General features: G+C 64.4%; 21 protein-coding genes. 7 read left to right on the top strand and 14 right to left on the bottom strand.

The annotated features are described in order from the left end of the window. Positions 1-137 precede the first annotated feature (137 nt). The 4 genes from TabM4_RS02195 to TabM4_RS02180 all read left to right on the top strand — a co-directional run bounded on the left by TabM4_RS02195 (position 138) and on the right by TabM4_RS02180 (position 4954). Positions 138-1754 carry a glucan biosynthesis protein gene (locus TabM4_RS02195; RefSeq protein ID WP_434617782.1) on the top strand — a complete coding sequence of 539 codons (1617 nt, stop codon included), beginning with the start codon at positions 138-140 and terminating at the stop codon, positions 1752-1754. After that, positions 1736-1927: a hypothetical protein gene (locus tag TabM4_RS02190; RefSeq protein WP_434617780.1), complete on the top strand. Its 192-nt coding sequence runs from the start codon at positions 1736-1738 to the stop codon at positions 1925-1927. Before TabM4_RS02195 ends, TabM4_RS02190 begins: the two co-directional genes overlap by 19 nt. Before the next feature lie 3 nt (positions 1928-1930). Next, positions 1931-3688, top strand: coding sequence for a glucans biosynthesis glucosyltransferase MdoH (mdoH, locus tag TabM4_RS02185; RefSeq protein WP_434617777.1), 1758 nt, complete (start codon positions 1931-1933; stop codon positions 3686-3688). A 114-nt stretch (positions 3689-3802) separates the two neighbouring features. Next, positions 3803-4954 carry an OpgC family protein gene (locus tag TabM4_RS02180; RefSeq protein WP_434617774.1) on the top strand — a complete coding sequence of 384 codons (1152 nt, stop codon included), beginning with the start codon at positions 3803-3805 and terminating at the stop codon, positions 4952-4954. Here the strand turns inward: TabM4_RS02180 and TabM4_RS02175 are convergent. Together TabM4_RS02175 and TabM4_RS02170 are read right to left on the bottom strand one after the other, a co-directional pair. Next, complete coding sequence (locus TabM4_RS02175; protein ID WP_434617771.1) at positions 4947-5768, bottom strand: aldo/keto reductase; 822 nt, start codon at positions 5766-5768, stop codon at positions 4947-4949. The genes TabM4_RS02180 and TabM4_RS02175 overlap by 8 nt on opposite strands. 199 nt (positions 5769-5967) lie before the next feature. Beyond that, positions 5968-7083, bottom strand: coding sequence for a TRAP transporter substrate-binding protein (locus tag TabM4_RS02170; protein WP_434617767.1), 1116 nt, complete (start codon positions 7081-7083; stop codon positions 5968-5970). Positions 7084-7401: 318 nt separating this feature from the next. On the opposite strand from TabM4_RS02170, the gene TabM4_RS02165 reads away from it, so the two are divergent. Genes TabM4_RS02165 through TabM4_RS02155 form a run of 3 tightly spaced genes read left to right on the top strand, consistent with a single transcriptional unit; the run spans position 7402 to position 10602 of the window. Beyond that, the gene (locus TabM4_RS02165; protein WP_434617764.1) at positions 7402-7992 is read left to right on the top strand and encodes a TRAP transporter small permease subunit; all 591 of its coding nucleotides are present in this window, start codon (positions 7402-7404) and stop codon (positions 7990-7992) included. Positions 7993-8008: 16 nt separating this feature from the next. Further along, on the top strand, positions 8009-9667 hold the full coding sequence (locus TabM4_RS02160; protein ID WP_434617761.1) for a TRAP transporter large permease: 1659 nt from the start codon (positions 8009-8011) through the stop codon (positions 9665-9667). A 2-nt stretch (positions 9668-9669) separates the two neighbouring features. Next, a complete protein-coding gene (locus TabM4_RS02155) occupies positions 9670-10602 on the top strand; it encodes a hydrogen peroxide-inducible genes activator (RefSeq protein ID WP_434617758.1) in 933 nt (310 codons plus the stop codon). Positions 10603-10630: 28 nt separating this feature from the next. Here the strand turns inward: TabM4_RS02155 and xylA are convergent, their stop codons facing one another. From xylA to TabM4_RS02095, 12 genes are all read right to left on the bottom strand, one after another. Further along, positions 10631-11932: a xylose isomerase gene (gene xylA, locus TabM4_RS02150; RefSeq protein ID WP_434617755.1), complete on the bottom strand. Its 1302-nt coding sequence runs from the start codon at positions 11930-11932 to the stop codon at positions 10631-10633. Continuing rightward, positions 11929-12732, bottom strand: a complete 804-nt coding sequence (locus TabM4_RS02145) for a 3-methyl-2-oxobutanoate hydroxymethyltransferase (protein WP_434617753.1) — start codon at positions 12730-12732, stop codon at positions 11929-11931. The genes xylA and TabM4_RS02145 overlap by 4 nt, the downstream gene beginning before the upstream one ends. Next, positions 12729-13052 (bottom strand): MocE family 2Fe-2S type ferredoxin, encoded by a 324-nt coding sequence (locus TabM4_RS02140; protein WP_434617750.1) that lies wholly within the window; start codon positions 13050-13052, stop codon positions 12729-12731. Before TabM4_RS02140 ends, TabM4_RS02145 begins: the two co-directional genes overlap by 4 nt. A 3-nt stretch (positions 13053-13055) precedes the next feature. Further along, the gene (locus TabM4_RS02135) at positions 13056-14156 is read right to left on the bottom strand and encodes a fatty acid desaturase family protein (protein ID WP_434617748.1); all 1101 of its coding nucleotides are present in this window, start codon (positions 14154-14156) and stop codon (positions 13056-13058) included. Further along, complete coding sequence (locus TabM4_RS02130) at positions 14153-15355, bottom strand: aldose 1-epimerase family protein (protein WP_434617745.1); 1203 nt, start codon at positions 15353-15355, stop codon at positions 14153-14155. The genes TabM4_RS02135 and TabM4_RS02130 overlap by 4 nt, the downstream gene beginning before the upstream one ends. 63 nt (positions 15356-15418) lie before the next feature. Continuing rightward, positions 15419-16333 carry a sugar phosphate isomerase/epimerase family protein gene (locus tag TabM4_RS02125; protein WP_434617742.1) on the bottom strand — a complete coding sequence of 305 codons (915 nt, stop codon included), beginning with the start codon at positions 16331-16333 and terminating at the stop codon, positions 15419-15421. A gap of 20 nt (positions 16334-16353) precedes the next feature. After that, positions 16354-17442 (bottom strand): Gfo/Idh/MocA family protein, encoded by a 1089-nt coding sequence (locus TabM4_RS02120; RefSeq protein WP_434617739.1) that lies wholly within the window; start codon positions 17440-17442, stop codon positions 16354-16356. Between the two features lie 19 nt (positions 17443-17461). Next, the gene (locus TabM4_RS02115; RefSeq protein ID WP_434617736.1) at positions 17462-18505 is read right to left on the bottom strand and encodes an ABC transporter ATP-binding protein; all 1044 of its coding nucleotides are present in this window, start codon (positions 18503-18505) and stop codon (positions 17462-17464) included. 1 nt (position 18506) lies between these two features. Continuing rightward, positions 18507-19598, bottom strand: coding sequence for an ABC transporter ATP-binding protein (locus TabM4_RS02110; RefSeq protein WP_434617733.1), 1092 nt, complete (start codon positions 19596-19598; stop codon positions 18507-18509). Further along, positions 19595-20539, bottom strand: coding sequence for a carbohydrate ABC transporter permease (locus TabM4_RS02105; RefSeq protein ID WP_434617730.1), 945 nt, complete (start codon positions 20537-20539; stop codon positions 19595-19597). The genes TabM4_RS02110 and TabM4_RS02105 overlap by 4 nt, the downstream gene beginning before the upstream one ends. Then, complete coding sequence (locus TabM4_RS02100) at positions 20536-21396, bottom strand: carbohydrate ABC transporter permease (RefSeq protein ID WP_434617727.1); 861 nt, start codon at positions 21394-21396, stop codon at positions 20536-20538. Before TabM4_RS02100 ends, TabM4_RS02105 begins: the two co-directional genes overlap by 4 nt. A gap of 62 nt (positions 21397-21458) precedes the next feature. Continuing rightward, on the bottom strand, positions 21459-23069 hold the full coding sequence (locus TabM4_RS02095; protein WP_434617725.1) for an extracellular solute-binding protein: 1611 nt from the start codon (positions 23067-23069) through the stop codon (positions 21459-21461). Positions 23070-23344 lie beyond the last annotated feature (275 nt).

The following is a 23344-nucleotide window of genomic DNA, read 5'->3' as shown; positions in this document are numbered from 1 at the left end:
ATTCCTTGGCGATTTCATGCCGCGAAGTTCACAGCCCGTTGAACCCTCCTTGCAGTCGTCTTCCCCTCTCCCCTATATGCCGCGCTGAGTCGCGCAGCCTCCTCGCGCGGGAAAAAACCGTTGGGTTATAGTCCTCTATGAAGATCGCAGGCCCCCTCCACCCCAGGCTTTCCCGCCGGGACATCCTCACCGTTGCGGGCGCATTGCTGCCCGTCTCCCTGCTTGGCCAGACCGGCCTCGCATTTGCCCAAGATTCCACCACCCAACCGGCGGCCCCCGCCTTTGCGGCGGCGCAGCAATTCTCATTCGACCTCCTGACCGAAGAGATGCGCCAACTCGCGACCCAGCCGCACCAGACGGCCCCTGCGCCCGAAGGCTTCCTTGGCGATCTGAACTACGATGACTATCGCCTGATCCGCTTCCGCGACGACCGCGCCCGCTGGGCCGAGGAACCGACGCGCTTCCGCCTTGCCGCCTTCCACATGGGCTGGCTGTTCCCGGAACCGGTGCGCCTGTTCGAGGTGGCAGACGGCCAATCGTCTGAGATGCTCTTCTCCACCGACGATTTCGAGTATCTGAACGACCTCGCCGCCCGCGTCCCGGAACATGCGGAACTGCCGGGGGTCGCAGGCTTCCGTCTGAACCATCCGATCAACCGCCCCGACAAGTGGGACGAACTGGTGGCCTTCGTCGGCGCCTCCTACTTCCGCGCGCTTGGCCGCAACTCCGCCTATGGCCTCTCGGCCCGTGGCCTCGCGCTGAACACGGCAACATCGCAGGGCGAGGAATTCCCCCGCTTCTCGCGCTTCTACATGGAACGCGACACGGCAGGCGGCAGCACGATCACCGTCTATGCCACGCTGGAAGGCCCCAGCGTGACAGGCGCCTACCGCTTCGTGATCACGCCCGGTGCGGAAACCGTCATGGACGTGACCGCGCGCCTCTTCTTCCGGCAGGATGTGACCGAACTCGGGGTGGCCCCGCTGACGTCGATGTTCCTCTTCTCGGAAAAGAACCGCGCGGAGTTCGACGACTATCGCCCCAACGTCCACGACAGCGACGGGCTGCGCATCCTGCGCGCCGATGGCGACATCATCTGGCGCCCGCTGAACAACCCGCCGCGCCTGACGGGCAGCTACTTCGCCGAAACCGCCCCGCGTCGTTTCGGCCTGCATCAGCGCGACCGCGATTTCGAAAGCTATCAGGACACGGGCGCTCATTACGAACGTCGCCCGTCGCTGGATGTCGAACCGCTGGGTGATTGGGGCAAGGGCAATGTCCGTCTCGTGGAAATCCCCTCGGACCTCGAAGCGAATGACAATATCGTCGCCTATTGGGTGCCCGAAGCCCCCGCCAAGGCAGGCGACGCGCGCGAATTCGCCTATCGCCTGCACTGGGGCGACCTTTCCCATGACCCCGACGAAGCTTTGGCCTATGTCTTCGAAACGCGCTCCGGTCATGGCGGTTTCGCCGGGGTGGAGGCCCAGCAGGGCACGCGCAAGTTCGTCGTCGATTACAAGGGCGGCATGATCGGCCCCCTCGACGGCCAGACCAAGATCGAACCCGTCGTCTCCGTCGCCAACGGAGAAGTGACCAGCAAGGTGCTGGAAAAGATCGCCAACACCGATATCTGGCGTCTGGTGATCGATGTTTCCGCCGCTCCCGACGCGGTCGTCGAACTCTCGGCCCATCTTGCGGGCTTCGACCGTCGCCTTACCGAAACATGGCTCTATCAGTGGATCAACGCAGCATGATGGACCTGTCGCAGCCGGACCAATTCGACCTCGACCGTCTGGCCGAGGATCTGGGCGCCCTTCCCGACGCCCCTCTCGCCATGCCGATCCAGCGGCTGGAGGCCGAGGCGCGCCCCGGCCTCTTCTCGCTCTTCCTTCCGCGCCTGAACCGTCTGCGGAAGGCGGGGCACTAGACAATGGGGGTGCGGCCCCCCCAGCACGGGGTGCTTGCGACCCGCACCCTCGTCCTTTCGGCCGCCCTCCTTGCAGCCGGGCTTGGCTTCGTCGTCTTCCTGCAATTCGGCGCCTCCGACGGGTTCGACAGTTTCGACGTCCTCCGCGCGCTGCTGATCTTCGCATCGACCTTCTGGCTGGCATGGGGGGCCTTCACGGCGCTGATGGGCCTGACCACACGCCCGCCACGCCCTGCCGCGGCCACTGGCCCCCTGCGCGCCATGACGGCCATCCTCGTGCCAGTCTACAACGAAGACCCGGTCGCCACCTTCGCCCGTATCGCCGCGATGGATGCCTCGCTCCGCGCCACGGGGCAGGGGGATCGCTTCCACTTCGCCATCCTCTCCGACACCCGCAATGACGAAGTTGCCGCCCGCGAACGCATCTGGTTCCTGCGCCTGCTGGCCGATACCCATGGCGAAGGCCGCATCTTCTATCGCCGCCGCACCTCGAACAAGGGGCGCAAGGCCGGCAATATCGAGGATTTCATCAAACGCGCAGGTGCCGCCTACACCTATGCCATCATCCTCGACGCCGACAGCCTGATGGAAGGCGAAACCATGGTCGAGATGGTCCGCCGGATGGAGGCAGCGCCCGACCTCGGCCTGCTGCAGACCCTGCCCACCGTGATCCGCGCCAAGTCCCGATTTGGCCGGATCATGCAATTCTCGGCCGCCTTCTATTCCCCCGTCTTCGCCCGCGGCCTTGCCATGATGCAGGGCCGCACCGGCCCCTTCTGGGGCCATAACGCCATCGTCCGAGTCAGCGCCTTCGCCGAAAGCTGTGGCCTGCCCGAACTTTCGGGCAAGCCCCCGTTCGGCGGCCACATCCTCAGCCACGACTATGTCGAGGCCGCCCTCCTCGCCCGCGCGGGCTGGACCGTGCGCGTGGATGACGACCTGTCCGGCAGCTATGAGGAAGCGCCTGAAAACATCATCGACCACGCAAAGCGTGACCGCCGCTGGTGCCAAGGGAACTTGCAGCATTCCCGCCTGATCTTCGCCCCCGGCCTTAAACCGTGGAGCCGCTTCGTCTTCCTGCAGGGCATCCTCGCCTATATCGCGCCGGGCTTCTGGCTGGCCTTCCTCGCCGCCTCCATCGCCGCGCCCATCTTCGCCCCGCCGATCAACTATTTCCCGATCGAATACTGGCCTTTCCCCGTGCTGCCGGTCAGCCAGGTGTCAAAGGCGCTGGGTCTGGCTATCGGCATCGGTGGGCTGCTGTTCCTGCCCAAACTGCTCATCCTCCTTGACGCCACCCTGCGCCGCCGTGCCCGCGCCTTCGGGGGAGGACTGCGCGCGCTGCAATCCACGCTGGCCGAACTGCTGTTCTCCTCGCTCACCGCGCCGATCTTCCTGATGTACCAAACCCGGTCCGTCCTGCAGGTGCTGCGCGGCGCCGATGGCGGCTGGCCCGCCCAGACACGCGGCGACGGCACATTGTCCTTCCGCGATGCATGGGCTGCCTCGCATTGGATCGTCACCACAGGCGGCCTCGTCCTCGTCATGGCGCAATGGCTCTCGCCACAGCTTGTCCTGTGGCTGCTGCCCGTCGCCCTGCCGATGGTCCTTGCCCCCGCCATCATCGCATGGTCCTCCCGCCCCAGCCGCACCCGCCTCTTCACCATCGGAACGGAACGCTCCCCGGCCCCGGTGATGGACCTCCACGATGCCGTGCTGTCGCGCTGGGAGGCGGAAACCGACCGACGCGACGCCGCCTGACGCGCCCGTCCCGCGCGGCAATCTGCCATCACCCCAGCACCACCCTTGCGAAAACGGCGCGGAGCGGGCAAGAGCGCCGCCAAACCCCGGACAGGTCCGGCCAAGCGGTGATCCATGACCGACCCCTCCTCGCCGATCCGCCCCCCCTCTTCCCGTGATCCAAGGCTGGATGTCTTCCGGGGCATCTGCCTCGTGATGATCTTCATCAACCACGTCCCCGGAAATGCCTTCGAGGATTGGACAAGCCGCAACTTCGGCTTCTCCGATGCCGCCGAAGGCTTCGTCATGATGTCCGGCATTGCGGCGGGCCTTGCCTATTCCGCCGATTTCCGCGACCGCAGCGCAAGGCTCTGGACAGGCCTCGCCCGCGTCTGGCGCAGGGTCTGGACACTCTACCTCGTCCATATCGCTACCACGCTTGCCGCCCTCGCCATCGCCGCCGCCGTGGCGCTGTGGTTCGACGACGCACGGATCCTCTTCAAGAACCAGATGAAATGGGTCTGGCTGGATCCGCTGCACACCTTCATCGGCCTTGTGACGCTCAGCCACCAGTTCGGCTATATCAACATCCTGCCGCTCTACCTTGCGCTGCTCGCCGTCTCGCCCATCGCCTTCTACGCCGCATGGCGCTGGCCGCTGCGGCTCATGGCGGTGTCGGTCGCTCTCTGGTTCCTGACCGGCCTCTTCCGCCTCGGTCCGCCCAACTTCCCATCCGAAGGCGTCTGGTTCTTCAACCCCATGGCATGGCAGGTGATCTTTGTCGCCGGCCTCATCACGGGCGTCTCCATCCGCGCAGGCCGCCGCTTCGTTCCGATCATCCCGTGGCTGCAGGTCGCGACCGGCATCTTCCTGTTCTATGCCGCGCTCTCCGCCCAGTTTCCTGCCATCGGCAAGATCACCGGCCAGACGCTCTGGCTTGCCAAGGAAACCTTCCACCTGCCGTGGCACCTGACGGCCTTCGACAAGACCTTCGTCACCGCCCCGCGCCTGCTGCACATCCTTGCGCTGACCTATTTCCTGTCCACCTTCCCGGCCATCCGTCGCGCCTGCGCCCACGCCCTTGCCGCGCCCTTCGAACTTCTGGGGCGTCAGGCACTGCCCGTCTTTGCCCTCGGCTCGGTTCTCTGCATCGGCCTGCAAGGCATCAAGCTGACGACGGGCGAGGACCTTCTGACCGACAGCTTGCTGATCGGCGGCGGGCTTGCGCTGCAATTCGCCCTCGCCGCCGCACGGCAATACTGGCCGAAACCGCCGAAGGTCAGTTGAAGACGGCGGGGTCCGGCCCCGTCCGCTCGCCCGTCTCCAGCTTGGCGATACCCGCCATTTCGGCCTCGGTCAGGGCGAAGCCATAGACATCAAGGTTCTCGGCAAGCCCCGCCGCCCGCGTCGACCGCGGGATCACCGAACAGCCCAGTTGCACATGCCACCGCAGGATCACCTGCGCCGGGCTCTTGCCAACCCGCGCCGCTGCCGCGCGGATCGCATCGGCACCGAAGGATTTCCCCTGCCCCAGCGGGGTCCAGCTTTGGGTGACGATCCCGTGCTTGGCATGAAACGCGCGCAACTCCGCCTGCTGCAGGCGCGGATGCAACTCGATCTGGTTCAGCACCGGCACCACGCCCTTCTCGCCGATGATCACCTCCAGATCGGCCACCCGGAAATTCGACACCCCGATAGAGGTGACCTTCCCCTCGTCGCGCAGCGCGATCAATGTCTTCCATGTCTCAAGGAACTTGCCCCGCTCCGGGCAGGGCCAATGGATCAGCATCAGATCCACCGAAGGCAGGCCGATCCGCGCAAGACTCTCCTCCACCGCCTGCCGCGTTGACGCCTCACCCTGCCTGTCATTCCACACCTTCGTGGTGACGAAGACCTCGTCCCGCGCCACCGGGGCCGCGCGCAGCCCTTCGCCCAGACCCACCTCATTGCCATAGATCGCGGCCCCGTCGATAAGCCGATACCCCGCCGCCAATCCCTCGCGCACGACCCGCGCCGTCTGGTCTTCGGGCACCTGCCACAGGCCGAAACCCAGTTGCGGAATGCTTTTCCCATCGTTCAGGCTCAGGCGCGGCGCGGTCATCTCGGCTCTCCTCGGTCTTCCGTCATGCGCCATAAGATACCGCTCCACCGCCGATTTCCAGTCCCTGACGCCCGCCCGATATCGGTCCTGTCCTGCCAAGCCTCAGCCTTGGGCAAGACGCACAGACAAGGTTAGGCATCGAAACCAAACGACGCGCCGGAACCCCGGCGCGCCATCCGTTTTTGGGCTAATGAAAGGATCAGGTCGCCTGCGGGCCGGGGAACGGGAATTCCAGCGTGCGGGCATTCAGGAAGGCCTGCTCGTTGAAACGCAGGAACCGCATCGTGTCGGCGCGGCTCGCCAGATAGCTGTCCCAGATGCGGCGGGTCAGATCGTCGCCCGCATCGTAGGACTCTTGGATCACCTCACCCGCCGCCTTGCCCAGTGCCTCCAGCACCGGGCGCTCCAGACGCCGGAACTCCACGCCATGCTGCACCCTCAGCGTCTCCATCGCGCGGCCGGACTGCAGGTCATATTCCACCTTCATGTCCTCGTGCCCGGCATGGCAGGCGGCGCGGATGATCTCCTGCAGATCGGTCGGCAATTCCTGGAACTTGGCGGTGTTGAACATCGCCTGCACCGTGCCGCCCGGTTCCTGCACGCCGGGGCCATAGCTGATCTTCGCGACCTGATGGAACCCCATCGGCAGGTCATTCACCGGACCGATGAATTCCGCCGCATCCACTGCGCCCGATTGCAGCGCGGCAAAGATCTCACCACCCGGCAGCAGCACGGGCGTCGCGCCCAGCTTCTTGACCATTTCGCCGCCAAGGCCCGGCATGCGGATCTTCAGGCCCTGGAAATCCTCCGGCGTATTGATCTCCTTCTTGAACCAGCCGAAGGATTGCGCCGATGTCTGCCCTGCCGGCAGCGACATGATCCCGAACTGGCTGTTCAACTCGTCCCACAACTGCTGCCCGCCTGCATGCAGCAGCCACGCCGCCTGCTCATCGCCCGTCATCCCGAAGGGCACCGCGAAGAAGGCCGCCAGCATCGGATGCTTGCCCACATGGTAGAAGGACGCGTCATGGCCCATCTCGGCCGTCCCATCCATCACCGCATCCATGCAACCCAGCGCCGGGACAAGCTCGCCCGCGGCAAACACGTTGATCTTCATCCGCCCGCCCGACATCGCCTCGATGCGCTGCGCAAGACGCTCGGCCCCCACGCCCACTCCCGGCAACCCTTTCGGCCAGGAATGGACCATGCGCCACTCGATCGTGCCCTGCGCGATGGCTGGCGCCGCAAGTCCGGCAGCCGCGACCGCCGCGCTGCCGCCCAACACCGATTTCGTCAGAAAGTCGCGTCTTTTCATTCGTTCCTCCCATGAAAACAAGCTTGCCGACGGTCAGGCACTCCATCGAACCCGCCGTGATCCGGTGGAATTGGAGACGCTTTGTCGCAGGGCAACGGGAAGACGCGCGGAAAACCGATCTTTAGGAAAAAACTATCGAAAGCTATCACCGCTTCCTATTTTAATTAAAAAAAACTATTCACGCCCCTTGCAATCCCCAAAACCGCAGCAATCTACCCCGTCAGTCCGGGGTTTTGCCCCCGGAAAATGCAACAGGGACAGTGCGGAGGCACCGCCGCCAAGACGGGCGGGCCGCCGCGCGACAGGGGAGAGGAAAGCATGGCAACTGCGGATGCCGGGCCTGAGCCCGGCTGGGTGCGCGCGACTGCGCGCATCGTGGGCATGATCGACGCGATCTGCCGATGGAGCGGCTACATCGTCGCATGGGCGACCTTGGCGACGGTGATCCTCTGCTTCGCCACGGTCTATCTGCGCTACGTCATGGGGACCGGCCTGATCTGGCTGCAGGAATCCTACATCTGGACCCATGTCATCGTCATCGTGCTTGGCGCGGGCTACACCATGATGACCGGCGGCTTCGTGCGGGTGGATGTGTTCTATTCCCGCTGGCAGGTCCGCCGTCAGGCACTCTCCGACCTGCTGATGACACTCCTGCTGCTGGTGCCCTTCCTCATCGTCTTCGGCACCGCGATCTGGACCTTCTGGACAACATCCTACGCCTCGGACGAAGGGTCGCTCAACCCCGGCGGCATGGGCAATTACTGGATCCTCAAGGCCTCGCTCATCGGTTTCGTCATCCTCGTCGGGCTTCAGGGCGCGGCCTTCGTGCTGCGCGGGCTGATGGTCCTTGCAGGCCACGAACGCCACGCCCTCCACCACGGCGGCCACAGCGCCAATCAGACCCAATAGGCCAGGAGACATAGTCATGGATGCCGCACTTCTCGGCCAGATAATGGCAGCAGGCCTGTTCCTGCTGATCATCCTCTTCCTCATGTCGGGCTACATCGTGGCCTTCACCTTGGGCGGTCTCGCCATCCTCGTGGGCTTCGCGGGCATCGCCGTCGGTGCCTTCGACCAATCGCTCTTCGCGGCCCTGCCCAACCGCTTCTGGGGTGTCATAACAAACCCCGTTCTCGTCGCCGTGCCCCTCTTCGTCTTCATGGGGGTAGTCCTCGAACGATCCGGCATTGCCGAGTCCCTTCTGACGACCATGGGCCAGCTCTTCGGCTCGCTGCGCGGGGGCCTTGCCCTCTCGGTCGTGCTCGTCGGCGCGCTTCTCGCCGCCGCGACAGGGGTCGTCGGGGCCACGGTCGTGACCATGGGCCTGCTCAGCCTGCCCGCCATGATGCGCGCGGGCTATGATCCGAAACTCGCCACGGGCACGATCTGCGCCGCTGGAACGCTCGGGCAGATCATCCCGCCCTCCACCGTGCTGATCTTCCTTGCCGACATCCTGCAGGGCGCGAATTCCGCCGCCCAACTCTCCCTCGGAAACTTCGCTCCCGATACCGTTTCGGTCGGCGACCTCTTCGCCGGGGCGCTTCTGCCCAGCCTCGCGCTGGTGGCGATGTTCTCGCTCTACATCATCTGGAAGGCGATCTTCCAACCGCAGACCTGCCCCCCCGTCGCCATGACCGCGGCCGAGAGGAACGGCCTCGGCCTGCGCATCGTCGGCGCGCTGATCCCGCCGCTCCTGCTCATCATGTCGGTTTTGGGGTCCATCGTCACAGGCATCGCCACCCCGACGGAAAGCGCCAGCGTCGGTGCGGTCGGCGCGCTTTTCCTCGCGGCGGTCAAGCTCTTTGCCGATGCCTATCTTGGCGCAGAAGGCGACCCCAAGCGTGACCTGCGTCTCTTCTGGTTCTGGCTAGCGGCCATGGCGGGTCTGGGCATCACGGCGTGGTTCTTCGGCGCGGCTGGTCTGCTGAACACGATGCTTGTGCTTCTGGCACTCGCCTTTCTGGCCATCCTCGCCCGCGGCGACCTGCGCCGCAGCTATTTCCAGACGCTGTTCCACTCGTCGAAATCGACGATGTCGATCACCTCGATGGTCTTCATCATCCTGCTCGGTGCCACGGCCTTCGCCCTCGTCTTCACCCAACTCGGCGGCAGCGCCATGGTGCAAGGCTTCCTGCAAGGCATGCCGGGCGGTCAATTCGGCGCGCTCTTGGTGGTGTTCCTCATCATCTTCATCCTCGGTTTCTTCCTTGACACCTTCGAGATCATCTTCATCGTGATCCCGATAACGGCGCCTGTCCTTCTGATCATGGGTGTCGATCCGATCTGGCTGGGGGTGATGATCGGCTTGCTCTTGCAGACATCCTTCCTCACGCCGCCCTTCGGCTTCTCGCTCTTCTACCTGCGGGGCGTGGCACCGCGCACGATCACTACACCGATGATCTATCGCGGCGTCCTTCCCTTCATCGCGCTCCAGATACTGGCACTCGCCGCTCTCTGGGCCTTCCCGGACCTCGCCACGTGGCTCCCGAACGAACTGTTCCGCTCTGATACTCCCGGCACCGAAGGCGCGCCTCCCCCGCCCCCCTCCTTCGACGAAGGCGGCGGCGAAGATGAGTTCCTCTAGGCATGCGCGACCTGCCCAGCCTCAGGCAACTCGAATACTTCGTGGCGCTGGTCGACACGGGAAGCTTCAAGGCCGCCGCCGAACAATGCGGCATCAGCCAGCCCTCCCTGTCGGTCCAGCTTGCCACACTGGAAAAGCGGCTGGGTCAAAGACTGGTGGAACGCGGGCGCGCCGGGGTGATCCCCACCCTCGCCGGGCGCGAGGTTCACGAACGCGCCCGCGCCATCCTCGACGCGACGCAGACCCTCGTGAACCGCTTCGACCTTCCCCGCAGCGGGCTGTCCGGCACCATCCGCTTCGGGGCCTCCGGCACGCTCGGGCCCTATCTCCTGCCCCATGTCATCGCCCGCCTGCACGCCCGCCACCCGGACCTGCAACTCTTCATCCGCGAAGCATCGCCCGAGTCGCTGACCTCGGGCCTCGCACGCGGTGATTACGACATGATCCTCGTGCAACTGCCCGTGCGCGGCGACGTCCGACAGTTCCGCCTCTTCCGCGAACCCCTGCAGGTCGTCGTCGCCCGCGACCACCCCTTCGCCGGGCGCGACCGCATCCGTCGCGAAGACCTGCGCGACCAGACCGTCCTCGCCCTTGGCCCTGCCTTCGCGCTCTGCCAGCAGGTGACGGACCTCTGCGAAACCCTCGGCGCAAGGCTCCGCTCGGATTACGAAGGCAACAGTCTCGACGCCATCCGCCTGATGACGGGCATGGGCATGGGCATCGCCTTCATGCCCGCACTCTATGTCCGCTCCGAGATCGGCCCAGAGGACCGTGACGTGGCCGTCGTCCCCGTGGAGGGCCCGCGCATCCTGCGCTCGGTCGGCCTCGTCATCCGCAATAACAGCACCGACGACGCAGCTCCCCTGATTGCCGGAATGATCCAAGGGGTCGCCCGCGAGGTCTTCGCAGGCACCCTTGTCCACGAGGCGACCTGAGCCTTCCCTTACCCATCCAACCCGCCGATCAGATGAAGCGGTTCCAGAGGTTTTCCAGCCGCTCCTGCCGCCCGGATTTCGGTTCGGGGTTGAGGTTTCTGGCCGTGACGACGGCGGCGGCATCCTCCAGCGAGCCGGAGAGCAGCGCCTTGGCCTCGGGCTTCTCCCATCCGGCGTAGCGGTCGGCGCGGGCTTTCTCCAACGCGCCATCCTCCAGCAGGGCGGCGGCGGCCTTGAGCGCACGGGCGCAGGTGTCCATGCCGCCGACATGGGCGAGGATCAGGTCCTCCGGGTCCAGCGACTGGCGACGGATCTTGGCGTCGAAGTTGGTGCCGCCGGTGGTATAGCCGCCCGCGCGGAGGATTTCATAGAAGGCCAGCGCCTTTTCCGCATGGTTGTTCGGGAACTGGTCGGTGTCCCAGCCGGATTGGTAATCGTTCCGGTTCATGTCGATGGAGCCGAAGATGCCAAGCGAGGCGGCGAGGGCAATCTCATGCTCGAACGAATGGCCGGCGAGGATGGCGTGGCCCTGTTCGATGTTCACCTTCACCTCCTTCTCCAGCCCGAACTGCACAAGGAAGCCGTAAACGGTGGCCACGTCATAGTCATACTGGTGCTTGGACGGTTCCTGCGGCTTCGGTTCGATCAGGATCGCACCTTTGAAGCCGATCTTGTGCTTGTATTCCACGACTTGCTGCAGGAAGCGGCCGGCATGTTCGCGCTCGGCCTTCAGGTCGGTGTTCAAGAGCGTCTCATAGCCTTCGCGCCCGCCCCAGAGGACGTAGTTCGCACCGCCCAGCTTGTGCGTGGCGTCCATGTTCGCCTTCACAGTGGCGGCGGCATAGGCGTAGACGTCGGGATCGGGGTTCGTCGCCGCGCCCGCCATCCAGCGGCGGTGGCTGAACATGTTGGCGGTGCCCCAGAGGAGCTGCGTCTTGTGCGCGGCCTGCTTCTGCCCGAGGTAATCCACCACCTCGTCCAGCGCGCGCTTGCTTTCCGCGAAACTCGCGCCTTCGGGGCGGATGTCGGCATCGTGGAAGCAGTAGAAGGGCACGTTCAGGATGTCGAACATCTCGAAGGCCACATCGGCCTTGAGCTTTGCCAGCGCGAGGCTGTCGCCGAACCACGGACGGTCGAAGGTCTGGCCGCCGAAGGGGTCACCTCCCGGCCAGGCGAAGCTGTGCCAATAGGCGACGGCGAAGCGCATGTGTTCCTCCATGCGCTTGCCGAGGATCACCTCGTCCGGGTTGTAGTGCCGGAAGGCGAATTCGTTCGTGCTGGAAGGCCCCTCGTATTTGATCTGCGGGATGCCCTGGAAGAAGTCGGTCATTTTGCTGTCTCGATGCGTGAAAGGAAGGATGCGGCCTCGTCGGGCGCCATGCGGACAACGTGCCGCTCTTCCGGATAGGCCCCCGATGCGACATCCGAGATGAACTCGCGAAACGCCGCGATGCGCTCTGACTGCAGCCGGTCGAACTCCGCCGCGAAGTTCCGATAGACCTTGGAATGCCGGGGCATGTGGCCGCGATTGGTGCCAAGGATATCCTCGGCAAACAGGTATTGCACGTCGCAACCCGGCCCCGACCCCATCGACCACAGCAGGATGCCCACCCGCGAACTGATCGCACTCGCGACCTCGACGGGCACCACCTCAATCTCCACGGCAAACGCCCCGGCCTCCTCATAGGCGCGCACCTCCTCGAACAGGTCCATCGCCGCATCCGCCGTCTTGCCCACCGCCTTGAACCCCCCCGTCCAAGTCGCGCGCGACGGCACCAGCCCGACATGCCCCACCACGGGAATATGCTCCTCCGCCAGATACCGCACCGTCCCCAGACCGGCCGAGCAGTAAAGCGCATCCGCCCCCGCCATCAGCATCCGGCCCGCAAAGCGCAGATAGTCCTCCCGCGTCCCCGCCTCGCGATGATCCACACCGGTCATGGAAAACAGCGTCGGGGCAACCTGCCGATATTCCGGATTGGTCGCGAGCTCGGGCGGGATCGACACCACGTCGATCCCCGCCGCCTCCGCCGCCGCCGCCTCTTCCAGCGTGAAGATGCGCAGCATCGTCAACTGCCCCTTGCCCTTGCGCGCCCGCAGGTCGGCAACGGTCGGTTTCCGGCGGGTCATTGCGTCTCCTCCAGCCCGATTTCCACCCGGTCCCCGGCCACGCGCACGGGATAGGTCCTCAGGTTCACGCAGACCGGTGCCCGGAGCGCCGCCCCCGTCTTGTAGTTGAAGCGCCCGTTATGCTTGGGGCATTCGATCTGGTCTCCCATCACAAGCCCGTCGGCAAGATGCACCCGCTCATGGGTGCAAAGCCCGTCCGTGGCAAAGAAGGCCCCTTCCGGATCGCGATAGATGGCAAAGCTCGCCCCACCATGATCAAAGCGCAGAACATCCTCGGCTTCGATATCGTCCAGCCCGCAGGCCTCAATCCATCTGGTCATGTCTTACCCCATGCTTGCCCGTTCGGGCACGGTTGTGTGGAATTCCTCGCGATAGGGCCGCGCCGTAGGGGGCAGCTCCTTGCGCAGGTAATAGCCCGGCTCGCGCCGCTGCCGCAGGATCGCAGGCACCATCTCGCGGAAGGCCGACCAGATCGACGGGTTCGCGGGCGGCAGGTCGTGCTTGATCAACGCATGCAGCCGCGGCAAGGCGTGATAGGGCACCATCGGGAACATGTGATGCTCCACGTGGTAGTTCATGTTCCAATAGATCCAGCGACTGATCGGGTTCATCAAAACCGTCCGGCTATTGAGACGGTGATCGACCACATCCTCTGCCAGACCGCCATGCTGGATCAGGCCGGTCATGAACATGTGCCAGCAGCCATAGATCCGCGGCCCCCCGATCAGCATCAGGGGCAGAATCGACCCCATCCAGACCGCCGCCGCCACGGCCGCAACCTGAATGGCCACATGGATGCGCGCCGCAAGGATGGCCTTGGGAATCTCGCTCTCCGGGATGTAGTCGCGCTCATCCGCCGTCAGCATCCCCGCCGCGTTCCGCAGCAGCACCCTGAACGACGCCCAGGTATCCAGAATTCCAACGAAATGCAGCAGGTTCGGCAAAAGCCCCGCCGGATGCATAAAGGCGATCTCGGGGTCGCGCCCCACGATGATCGTGTCCGTGTGATGCCGCGCATGGCTCCAGCGCCAGCTTACCGGATTGCGCATCACCATGAAGCTGGCGATGTGATAGACTGCATCGTTCATCCATTGCGTCCGGAACGCCGTGCCATGCCCGCATTCGTGCCAGCGGCTGTCGCAGGCCGATCCGTAAAGCACGCCATAGACGACGAAGAAAGGCACTGCCGCCCAGCTTCCCCAGAAGGCGATGCCCCCCGCCGCCGACGCCGCCAGCAACCCGATCCATATTGCCGTATCGCGCAAGGCAGGCCCGTCCCTGCGCTGCATCAACTCTTTCATCACCTTGCGCGGCACCTCGGAGTGATACCACTCCGCCGAGGCAAGGCCGAGTTCGACCGCCCGCCGCGCACTTGGCCCGGTCAGACTGTAATCGCGCTTCTGGACAAGCTGCGACATCGTCATGTCGTGATCTCCTTGGTCTTCTGTGCCCACGTCAGGGGCCGGAAATTGCCCGAAGGTTCGGGAAAATCATCCTCGGGCTGTCGCGCTATGGCGCCGATCGCGGCCTCTGCCCGCGCGATGGCCGCAGCCCCGTCGAGAACCTCGAAGGATAGCGCATAGTCGCGCCCCTCGCCCGGTCCCAGCCAGATCATCTCGCCCCTGTCCCGGGCCGCCTGATCGCCCAGCACGTGATGCGTCGACGGTTCGATCGCCATCGCGTAATTGCCCGATTGCAGATATTGCCACTGAAAAGTGCAGGGCAGTTCCGCCTTGCGTGTCACCACCTGCAGACCAAGCGCGAGACGGTCATTCACCATCGCCACCGGCACGCGGCCCTCCGCATCGGCACGCATCTCATGCTGCCACACCTGTTCCGAAAACCGGTCGACCGGGCCGCCCATGCGCCTGTATCCAACGCCCTGCGCCCGATAGCCCGCGCCGCCATGCGCCGCCCAGACCACCTCCTCCACCGGCGCGATGAAGCGCGCGCCCTCTTCCAGCACCGGATAGCCAAGATTGACGTGGTAGAAGATCATGTGGGGTGTCGGACTGAAGCCTGCATTCTCGACACGATCGATGAGGCGGATCTCGTCCCCGCCCAGATCCGCCTCGATCCTCCGGCGCAGCACCAGATGCTCGCCGAAGACCGTGGCCTGCACCACTTCGGCCTCCGCCCAGAGGATGCAGCGCTCCCCCTGCCAGCTTTCGCCGTATCCGCGCAACCGTGCCGGCACCCCCGTCACGCGTCCATGCAGGACATGCGCGATGGTCCTGCGGTGCGGATAGCCATAATTCGACGCGTCCACCGTCTCGGGGCCCAACGTGTGATCCAGCCCGCAGGTCACCAGAAACCCCGAGAAGGAACGTGCCCAGCCAAGCCCGCCCTCCCCCTCGGCATCATGCAGCGCGGGGTTGCGAAAGCCGGTCGGGGAATGCCAGCCGATGGCGCGGCCCTTGTGCTCCACCTCGGCGATGTCCATCGCCCGATCCACCATCACGGTGAAGCGCAGCCCGGTCCCGGTACGGAACTCCAGCATACGCTGCCCACGCTCCACCCCGTCGCCCAGCGTGACAAGGCGCACCCCGCCGAATTGCGACAGGCTTCCCGTCCGCCGGGACAGATCAAGGCGTGAGTTTTCCCGACCGTAGAGATGAACCACGGCAACCGCTCCTGCTGCTTTCAGGGGAATAGGGGGGTGGCGGTCACCCGCCACCCCATATGGTCACAGGCCGTTTGCCTTGAACTTGCCGTCAAGGAAGGCCTTCGCCCGGGGAATGTCATCCTCGGACAGATGCTCGATGATGACGGCGATGTTCGGATGCTTCTCGGCCAGCCGCTTCAGGTACAGGTCATAATTCAGTGACCCGAGCCCCGGCGCCGGAAGCTCGATCTCCCCCACACCCCGGAAGGTGTGCGACTCCAGCGCATCCTCGTCGCCGATATCGGCATGCTTCTCCGACTTGTCGTCACCCGACCGCTTCACGTCCTTGGCATGAGCAATGCGGATATGCTGGGTCAGCGTGTCGAAGACCTGATTCAGGATCTGGTCCATTCGGTCGATATTGTGCGTCTCGAAATAGTTGGTCGGGTCCATCAGAAGGCCAAGTCCGGGATGATCGACCTGCGCGAACATCTTCACCGTCTCCTCGACGCTGCCGACGACGTTGTTCACATAGGTCTCAAGCAGGAAGGTCGCGCCATGGTCATAGGCGGTCTGCGCCAGATCTGCGATGACCTTGCGGCATTCCTCGAACCCTTCCTCGGTCTTGTTCTTCGGATGGTGGACCCAGTCGGATTCCGTGTTGTAGGTCCCCGTCTCGGAAATCACATAGGGCGTGCCGAAGTTGCGGGCGTTGCGGATGATCTCCTTCAGATAGCCGACGCGCCGCGCCCGCTCTTCCTTGTCAGGATGGATGATGTTCGTATAGCCCGAGATGCAGCAGATCGGCAGGTTGTGGTCGCGGAAGGTATCGCGCACACGCTTGGCCTTGTCTGCCGTGATCTGCCCCGCCGACAGGTCGATATCCTTGAAATGCAGGTCAAGCTGCACGGTGGTGAACCCCTGCGCCTGAATGCGGCGCGCGGTCTCCTCAAGGCCGTAGGGGTAGTATCCGGTGAAGATGCCCGAATGAAGCATGGTCTAGTCCTCCCTCTGTTCTAGTCTGTGTTGATTTCAGAAAGCCGGACGGTGCGCCCCTCCGCGATCGATCGATATCCCGCCTCGATCAGCGCAACCGTCCGCACGTTGTCCGCCACCGAAAGCGCGGGCGGCATGCCGGTGGTCACGGCATGCTGCAACTGCTCCATCACCCCGACGAAGGCATGCGGAAACCACATCGTCTCCCATGTCGGCGTGACCCATTCACCATTGGTCGTCTTCTGCGAGGCATAGGTCAGGGTCGATGCCGCCCCGGTGGGCCAGCCGATCGTTCCCTTGGCAACCCCGGCCGTCCCCTCCACCCGGAAGGTGATCTGCTGATCGTCGCGGTAACCCTCCGCGCGCGGGCCAGACCACACATCCTCAAGCGACAGGGCCAGCACACCCGACGGAAAGCGCAGCGTAGAGACGGTGATCCCGTCACTATGGTCGAACTTGGTGCGCGGGTCCTTGCGGGTCAGCGTGGTGATCTCCTCCGGATCACCGAAGAGGAACCGCAGCACATCCAGATGATGCACCGACATGTTTGCCAGCGTCAGGCGGTCATAGCCTTCCAGAAACCCCTGCCAATGCGGGATGGCATGCATGTCGATCTGGGCAAAGACCACATCCCCCAACTCCCCCCGGTCGAGGATCTGCTTCAGCACGCGCATCGACTGGTCATAGCGCATGTTCTGGTTCACGCTCAGGATCTTGCCCGCCGCTGCCGCCTCGTCCCGAAGCGCGATGGCCTCCGCCAGCGTCAGAGCGAGCGGCTTCTGCGCAAGGATTCCTTTGATATGCGGCTGTTTCAGCGCAGCCCGGATCAGGGCTGGCTGCTGGTCCGGCGGATAGGCGATGTCCAGTATCGTGACCGACGGATCGGCGATCAGGGCCTCGGGCGTGTCATGCACCTTTCCGATGCCCCAGCGCCCCGCCACGGCCGCCGCCTTTGCGGGCGTGCGGCTGGCGATGGCCACCACGGGAAACCCAGCCTCCTTATAGGCGGCCAGATGGCATTCTGCCATGATCATGCCCGCGCCGATGCAGCCGATGGGCTGCTCCCTGCTCCTGACCGGCGGATCCGGCTGGAAATCATGCATCGCCATTCTCAGTTCCCCCTCTGTCTCATGCGCGGCGCAGGGCCTGACCGCCCGCGCCGAAGAAATGTGCCCGCCCCAGATCGACCGACAAAGTCACCGGCGTCTCGACGCGGATGTCGGGCTGGCCGCGCATAAGGGCGCGCAGCATCCGCCCGCCCACATCCAGCGTCACCACAGTGGTCCCGCCCAGCGGCTCCACCTCCCAGACCTTCGCCGCCGCACCATGGCCATCATGCGCCCCGACGCGGATATCCTCCGGCCTGACGCCGACCTCTGCCGTTCCTGCGGGGGCAAGGCCCTCCAGCCGGATCACGCCGCCTCCGCCCTGCACCATCTCGACCGGCAGGATGTTAATCGCCGGCGCCCCCAGAAGCCGCGCCACATAGGCCGAGGCCGGGTGATCATAAATCTCCACCGGCCGCCCGATCTGGCGTATCGCGCCCCGCTCCAGAATGGCCATCCGATCCGCGACCGACATCGCCTCTTCCTGATCATGCGTCACATAGATCAGCGTCCGCCCCGCCTCGCGCTGGATACGCTTCAACTCCACCCGCGTCTCCTCGCGCAGCCGCGCATCCAGCGCCGAGATCGGGTCATCCATCAGAAAGGCCACCGGATCGCGCACCAGCGCCCGCGCAATCGCCACGCGCTGACGTTCGCCCCCCGAAAGCTGCCCGGGCATCTTGTGCAGCACATGCCCGATATGCAGCTTCGCCGCCGCATCCTTCAGCCGCGCCGCAATCACAGCTTCGGTCTCGCCCCGCTCCACCAGAGGGAAACGAACGTTCTGCTCGGCCGTCATATGCGGGAAAAGCGCGAGGTTCTGGAACACCATCGCGATGTTGCGCCGTGCGGGCGACACCTCATTCACGCGGCGGCCATCGATCAGGATCTCCCCCTCATCCGGCCGCTCCAGCCCCAGAATCAGGCGCAGCATCGTCGTCTTGCCCGAAAGCGGCGGGCCGAACAGGCAGAAGAACTCGTTGTCGGCCACCGTGAAACTGGCATCGTCCACTGCCACGGCCTGCCCATAGCGCTTGGTGACGTTCCGAAAGCTGATCTCCGCCATCTCAAATCCCCCGCAAGGCAGCGCCGCTTTCGGCGTCGAACAGGCGCAGCGCCCCCCGCTGCGGGGCAAGATGGACCAGATCACCCACCGCGACCCGCGTATCATTGTCGAAAACGGCCTTGGCCGTGATCCCGTCACGCTCCAGATGGACGATGGTCCGCGCCCCGATGCGTTCGACGAAACCCACCGTCATGCCAAGCCCCGCCCCCGCCGAGACAAGTTCCACCTGCTCCGGTCGGAACCCGAACTGCACGCCGCCCTTCGCCCGCCGCGCCGCCGCCGCCAGCGGCGCGTCCAGCACGACAGATCGGCCCAGCGCACCCAGATCGATGCGCAGCCCCTCCGCCCCCTCGACCGGCACGCCCGGCAACAGGTTCATCCCCGGCGCGCCGATGAACCGGGCGACGAAGACATTGGCGGGGTTGTTGTACACCTCCAGCGGCGTGCCCACCTGCTGCAGCACGCCATGATCCATCACAGCGATGCGGTCCGCCATCGTCATGGCCTCAAGCTGGTCATGCGTGACATAGACCATGGTCTGGCGGAACTCGCGCTGGATATGCTTCAACTCGGTCCGCATCACCGCGCGGAAGGCGGCATCCACATTCGACAGCGGTTCATCCAGCAGAAAGATCGCAGGCTCCATCATGGCCGAACGACCGATGGCCACCCGTTGCAGGATGTTCACCGACAACCCCGAGGCGGGACGGTCCAACAGATCCCCCAGTTGCAGCAGATCGGCGATGGCGGCGGTGCGGCGCGCGATCTCCGCCTTCGACCGCCGCGCCATGCGCAAACCGTAGTCAAGGTTCTGGCGCACGGTCATATGGGTGAAGATCGCGTAGTTCTGGAAAACGAACCCCACGCCGCGCTTGCCCATGGCGACCCCCGCCATGTCCCGGTCGCCGAACAGGATACGTCCCTCGCTCGGCTCCTCCATCCCCGCGATCATGTTCATCGTCGTGGACTTGCCACAGCCCGAAGGCCCAAGCAGCGCCATGAACTCCCCGTCGCCGATGCTCAGGTCCATGGTCTTCAACGCGGTGAACCCACCGAACCGCTTCACCAGATTTTCAAGACGGATCGCGGTCATGCTGGCTGCCCCTTTCGCGCCATCCGTTTCATCGCCCAGACGCAGGCCACCGACAGCACCAGCAGGATCACAAGGGCGATGGCCGCCACATAGCCCCAGATCAGATCCTGCGTCGTGATCTTGTAGATGTAGACGCTGATGGTTTCCGTCGCGACGCCCGGCCCGCCGCCCGTCATGATGAAAAGCGTGTCGAAGATCTTGAAGCATTCGATCACCCGTATCGCCAATGCGATGATGATGATCGTCTTCATCCGCGGCAGCACGATGGTCCGGAATTTCTGCCAGGGCGACGCGCCCAGCAGCGTCGCGGCCTTCATCTGATCCTCCGGCACACCAACCAGGCCGGCCAGCAGGATCAGGAACATCAGCGGGGTCCATTGCCAGATGTCCGCCACCATGACGGCCAGCATCGCCAGCATCGGATCGGACAGCCACGCCACCGTCACCGGCATGCCCAGCAGCGACGACAGGATGTCATTCACCGGACCGCCCGACTGGAACAGCATGTAGAACATGTATCCGGCCACGGCCGGCACCACCATCATCGGCATGATGAGGATGGAATAGAAGACGCGCTTTCCCGGAAAGCTGTCGGCAAACAGCGTGGCCAGCGCGAGGCCCAGCAGGAACTCCACCGGAACGCAGACCGCCATCACCAGCGCCGTCCGCCCCAGCGCCGACCAGAGCCTCCCGTCCCCCGCCACATCGACGTAATTGGCAAAGCCGTTCCACATCTCATGCGCATGCGGCCAGCCCAGCCCCGACAGCGGCGACCAATCCGTCAGCGAGATGTAAAGCTGCATCAGCAGCGGAAAGACCGAAATGAACAGCACGAGGAGTTGTGCAGGCAGCGTCAGCCGCAGCCCAAGGCGCGCGCCCTCATCGGCCTCCCGCGCGGCGGGACGGGTGGGCATGTCCTTGCGGATTTCTGCGGTGGTCATTGCTTCAACGCTCCGAAAGTCAGGCCACGGACAAGGTGCCGCTGGATCATGATCCCCAGAACCACCGGCGGAACGGCGGCGATCAGTCCAAGCGCGGCCTTCGCCCCGTAAAGCTGCCCCGTCATCGAAGAGGAGAGCGACGCCATATAGACCGGAATGGTCACCCATTCCCGCGTCGTCAGAAGCAGCGCGATCAGATAGTCGGACCAGTTCAGGATGAAGACGAACAGCGAAGCCGAGGCGAGCGGTGCCCGCATCATCGGCAGGGTGATCCGCCAGAACACCCGCCCCCGCGAGCAGCCCTCCACCAGCGCCGCCTCCTCGATCTCGCGCGGCATGTCGTCGAAAAAGGTTTTCATCAGCCAGAAGGCGAATGGCAGCGTGACGATCCCATAGATCAGCGCCAAGCCCCACCACGTATCCATCAGGTTCAGGAAGGACCACATCATCATCACGGGGATCATCACCGCCATCGGCGGAAACAGCCGCAACTGGATCAATGCCAGCGGCAGGTTGCCCCCTGCCCCGAACCGCGAAAGCCCATAGGCCGCCGAGGTTCCCGCCGCCATCGCGATCAGCGTGCCAAGGCTGGCCGACAGCAGCGAGGAAAGGATCGGCTTCGCCGCCGTCCGGTCCAGCGCCACGATCAGGTTCGACCCGCTCTCGCCAAAGATATAGCGGAAATTGTCCAGCGTCGGTTCCTTGGGAAACCACGTCAGATCCGCCCCCGTCGCCTGCCATTCGGCGATCGGCTTGAAGGCCATGGACACCATCCACAGGATCGGCACCAGAGTGATGGCGCAGGCAAGCAGGATCGCGCCGTATCGAAAGGCCTCGAAGGCCGGGGAACGTCTCATGGGAAGATCAACTTTCGGGATTTGTCGGCCGGGGCACGCCAGGGCGCCCCGGCCCGTCACGATCAGACCGGATCAAGAACCGTGGGCCATGCCGCCTTGTTGGCCCGCACCGCCTCGATGATCTTCTCCTCGCCTGTGCGGCGGGTGATCTTCTGCCATTCGTCGGCCGCATCGGCCATCGCCTGCTCGGCCGTTTTGGCCCCCGTCAGCGCCGCCATCAGGTTCTCGTCCAGCGCATTGTGGAACGCCGTCGCGCCGGGATAGTTGATCGACGGCACGGTGCGGGCCACCGTCTCGCGCACCACGTCCATGTGATAGCCGTGATAGGTCTCGCGCACCAAGGGATCGCTGAAATCCGACAGGCGGAAGGGATCGAAATACCCGCCCGGATTGGCCGTCATCCACGAATAGATCCGGCTCGATCCCAACCACTGCAACAGCAGATAGGCCACTTCCGGATATTGCGACTGCGCGCTGACCATCCCGGTCAACGAGAACCACAGCACCGAACGGCTCACGATCTTGCCGTCGATCTCGCGCCCCGGCGGCAGCATCGACCCGACCTTGCCGGTCACGACCGACCCACTGTTGCCCGCATTGTCCAGGAACTTCGGCAGGTTCGAGAAGGCGCAGGTGATCGCCGTATTCCCGCTGCCGAAGCTGCCATACTGCTCCGGCCAGCCCCAGCTCACCGCATCCGGCGAATGATAGGAAAGCGAGGCGACATATTCCTGCGTCGCCGCAATCCCCTGCTCGCCCGCGATCAACGGCACGCCGTCATCGCCGAACAGGAATTGGTTGGGCGAGGCCATGCTCGCATAGCGTTGATACCAGTTGGTATAGCCCCAGCCCTGATTGCGCAGATCGGTGCAACCGAACATGCCCTTGTCGGGGCGGTGGAAATGGGTGGCCACATCGTCCAACTGCTTCCAGGTGCGCGGCGGCGCAAGATCATAGCCGTAGGTCTCTTTGAACGCCGCCTGCTCCGCCGCATCGCCCAGAAGGTCGCTGCGATAGACCCATGTCTGGAAATCACCATCCAGCGAAACGCCGTAGGTCGACCCGCGATATTGGTTGAGCAGAGCCACGCCCTGCGCCCCGCCGACATAACCGCGCTCGGCATCATCCCATTCGGGCCGGTGCTGCGCGACGTAATCATCCAGCTTCGCGATCCCGCCCGATTCCGCCAGATCCCCCAGACGGTTCCAATCCGTCGAATAGATGTCGAACCCGCCCGCCTTGGTGGAAATGTCCTGCATCGTCTTGGTGAATTCCTGCCCGTTCGGCAGGCCCACGATCTCGATCTCGATGCCGGTTTCCTTCTCCCACAATTCCTTGATCGACGGTGCGCCCGCCGGGAAGGGCTGGGTCAACTGGCCGATCGACCCGTCGGACAGGCCGACCACGATCTTGGCAGGGGCCTTGCCCGCCCCCTTCAACGCCTTCGCGGCCTCGATGGCGCGCCCCTCCGGCGTGTCCGGCCCGTATTGGTAACGCTCGCACCCCGGAAAGCCGGTGGGTCCGCCGATCATGCCGGGGGCAAGCGCATCCGCCCCCTCGGCGCGGCTCGGCCGGATGAAGCGCGGCGCGATCCCGATCGCCGCGCCATAGATGGCCAGCTTGCCACCGGTCGTCAGCAGTTGGCGCCGCGAAACGCGGTTCTGATTGGTCATTTCATCCCTCCCTATCGGGTCCGCCCCTCCCGACGCCCCGGATGAGGAATATTGATGACATAAAGCAATAGGTCAACTCAAAAATAATCATTTCACAGCGCATAAAAATATCAAAATGACGCTTTCTCTTGCCAAATCTTGGATTTCCCTCAGATTTCTGATGTACACCGCTTCAAAAACAACCCTCACTCAAGGGGAGACAGACAAGAAACCAAAACCCTCCAACGCATAACATCAAAATACATCAAAGATCATCATTTACACATCGCCCATTC

The sequence above is a fragment of the Tabrizicola sp. M-4 genome (assembly GCF_051132405.1).
GTDB lineage: Bacteria > Pseudomonadota > Alphaproteobacteria > Rhodobacterales > Rhodobacteraceae > Paragemmobacter.
Note: the sequence above shows the minus strand (reverse complement) of the source record. Positions and strands in the feature narration are given on the sequence as shown.

What these genes read in the sequence shown, in the direction of transcription:
- TabM4_RS02095 (WP_434617725.1), bottom strand. Translation starts at nt 23,069, where the DNA reads ATGACCAATCAGAACCGCGTTTCGCGGCGCCAACTGCTGACGACCGGT.
- TabM4_RS02165 (WP_434617764.1), top strand. Translation starts at nt 7,402, where the DNA reads ATGGCAACTGCGGATGCCGGGCCTGAGCCCGGCTGGGTGCGCGCGACT.
- mdoH (WP_434617777.1), top strand. Translation starts at nt 1,931, where the DNA reads ATGGGGGTGCGGCCCCCCCAGCACGGGGTGCTTGCGACCCGCACCCTC.
- TabM4_RS02145 (WP_434617753.1), bottom strand. Translation starts at nt 12,732, where the DNA reads ATGACCCGCCGGAAACCGACCGTTGCCGACCTGCGGGCGCGCAAGGGC.
- TabM4_RS02195 (WP_434617782.1), top strand. Translation starts at nt 138, where the DNA reads ATGAAGATCGCAGGCCCCCTCCACCCCAGGCTTTCCCGCCGGGACATC.
- TabM4_RS02175 (WP_434617771.1), bottom strand. Translation starts at nt 5,768, where the DNA reads ATGACCGCGCCGCGCCTGAGCCTGAACGATGGGAAAAGCATTCCGCAA.
- TabM4_RS02100 (WP_434617727.1), bottom strand. Translation starts at nt 21,396, where the DNA reads ATGAGACGTTCCCCGGCCTTCGAGGCCTTTCGATACGGCGCGATCCTG.
- TabM4_RS02135 (WP_434617748.1), bottom strand. Translation starts at nt 14,156, where the DNA reads ATGACGATGTCGCAGCTTGTCCAGAAGCGCGATTACAGTCTGACCGGG.
- TabM4_RS02180 (WP_434617774.1), top strand. Translation starts at nt 3,803, where the DNA reads ATGACCGACCCCTCCTCGCCGATCCGCCCCCCCTCTTCCCGTGATCCA.
- TabM4_RS02125 (WP_434617742.1), bottom strand. Translation starts at nt 16,333, where the DNA reads ATGCTTCATTCGGGCATCTTCACCGGATACTACCCCTACGGCCTTGAG.
- TabM4_RS02120 (WP_434617739.1), bottom strand. Translation starts at nt 17,442, where the DNA reads ATGGCGATGCATGATTTCCAGCCGGATCCGCCGGTCAGGAGCAGGGAG.
- TabM4_RS02170 (WP_434617767.1), bottom strand. Translation starts at nt 7,083, where the DNA reads ATGAAAAGACGCGACTTTCTGACGAAATCGGTGTTGGGCGGCAGCGCG.
- TabM4_RS02160 (WP_434617761.1), top strand. Translation starts at nt 8,009, where the DNA reads ATGGATGCCGCACTTCTCGGCCAGATAATGGCAGCAGGCCTGTTCCTG.
- TabM4_RS02115 (WP_434617736.1), bottom strand. Translation starts at nt 18,505, where the DNA reads ATGGCGGAGATCAGCTTTCGGAACGTCACCAAGCGCTATGGGCAGGCC.
- TabM4_RS02105 (WP_434617730.1), bottom strand. Translation starts at nt 20,539, where the DNA reads ATGACCACCGCAGAAATCCGCAAGGACATGCCCACCCGTCCCGCCGCG.
- xylA (WP_434617755.1), bottom strand. Translation starts at nt 11,932, where the DNA reads ATGACCGACTTCTTCCAGGGCATCCCGCAGATCAAATACGAGGGGCCT.
- TabM4_RS02110 (WP_434617733.1), bottom strand. Translation starts at nt 19,598, where the DNA reads ATGACCGCGATCCGTCTTGAAAATCTGGTGAAGCGGTTCGGTGGGTTC.
- TabM4_RS02140 (WP_434617750.1), bottom strand. Translation starts at nt 13,052, where the DNA reads ATGACCAGATGGATTGAGGCCTGCGGGCTGGACGATATCGAAGCCGAG.
- TabM4_RS02155 (WP_434617758.1), top strand. Translation starts at nt 9,670, where the DNA reads ATGCGCGACCTGCCCAGCCTCAGGCAACTCGAATACTTCGTGGCGCTG.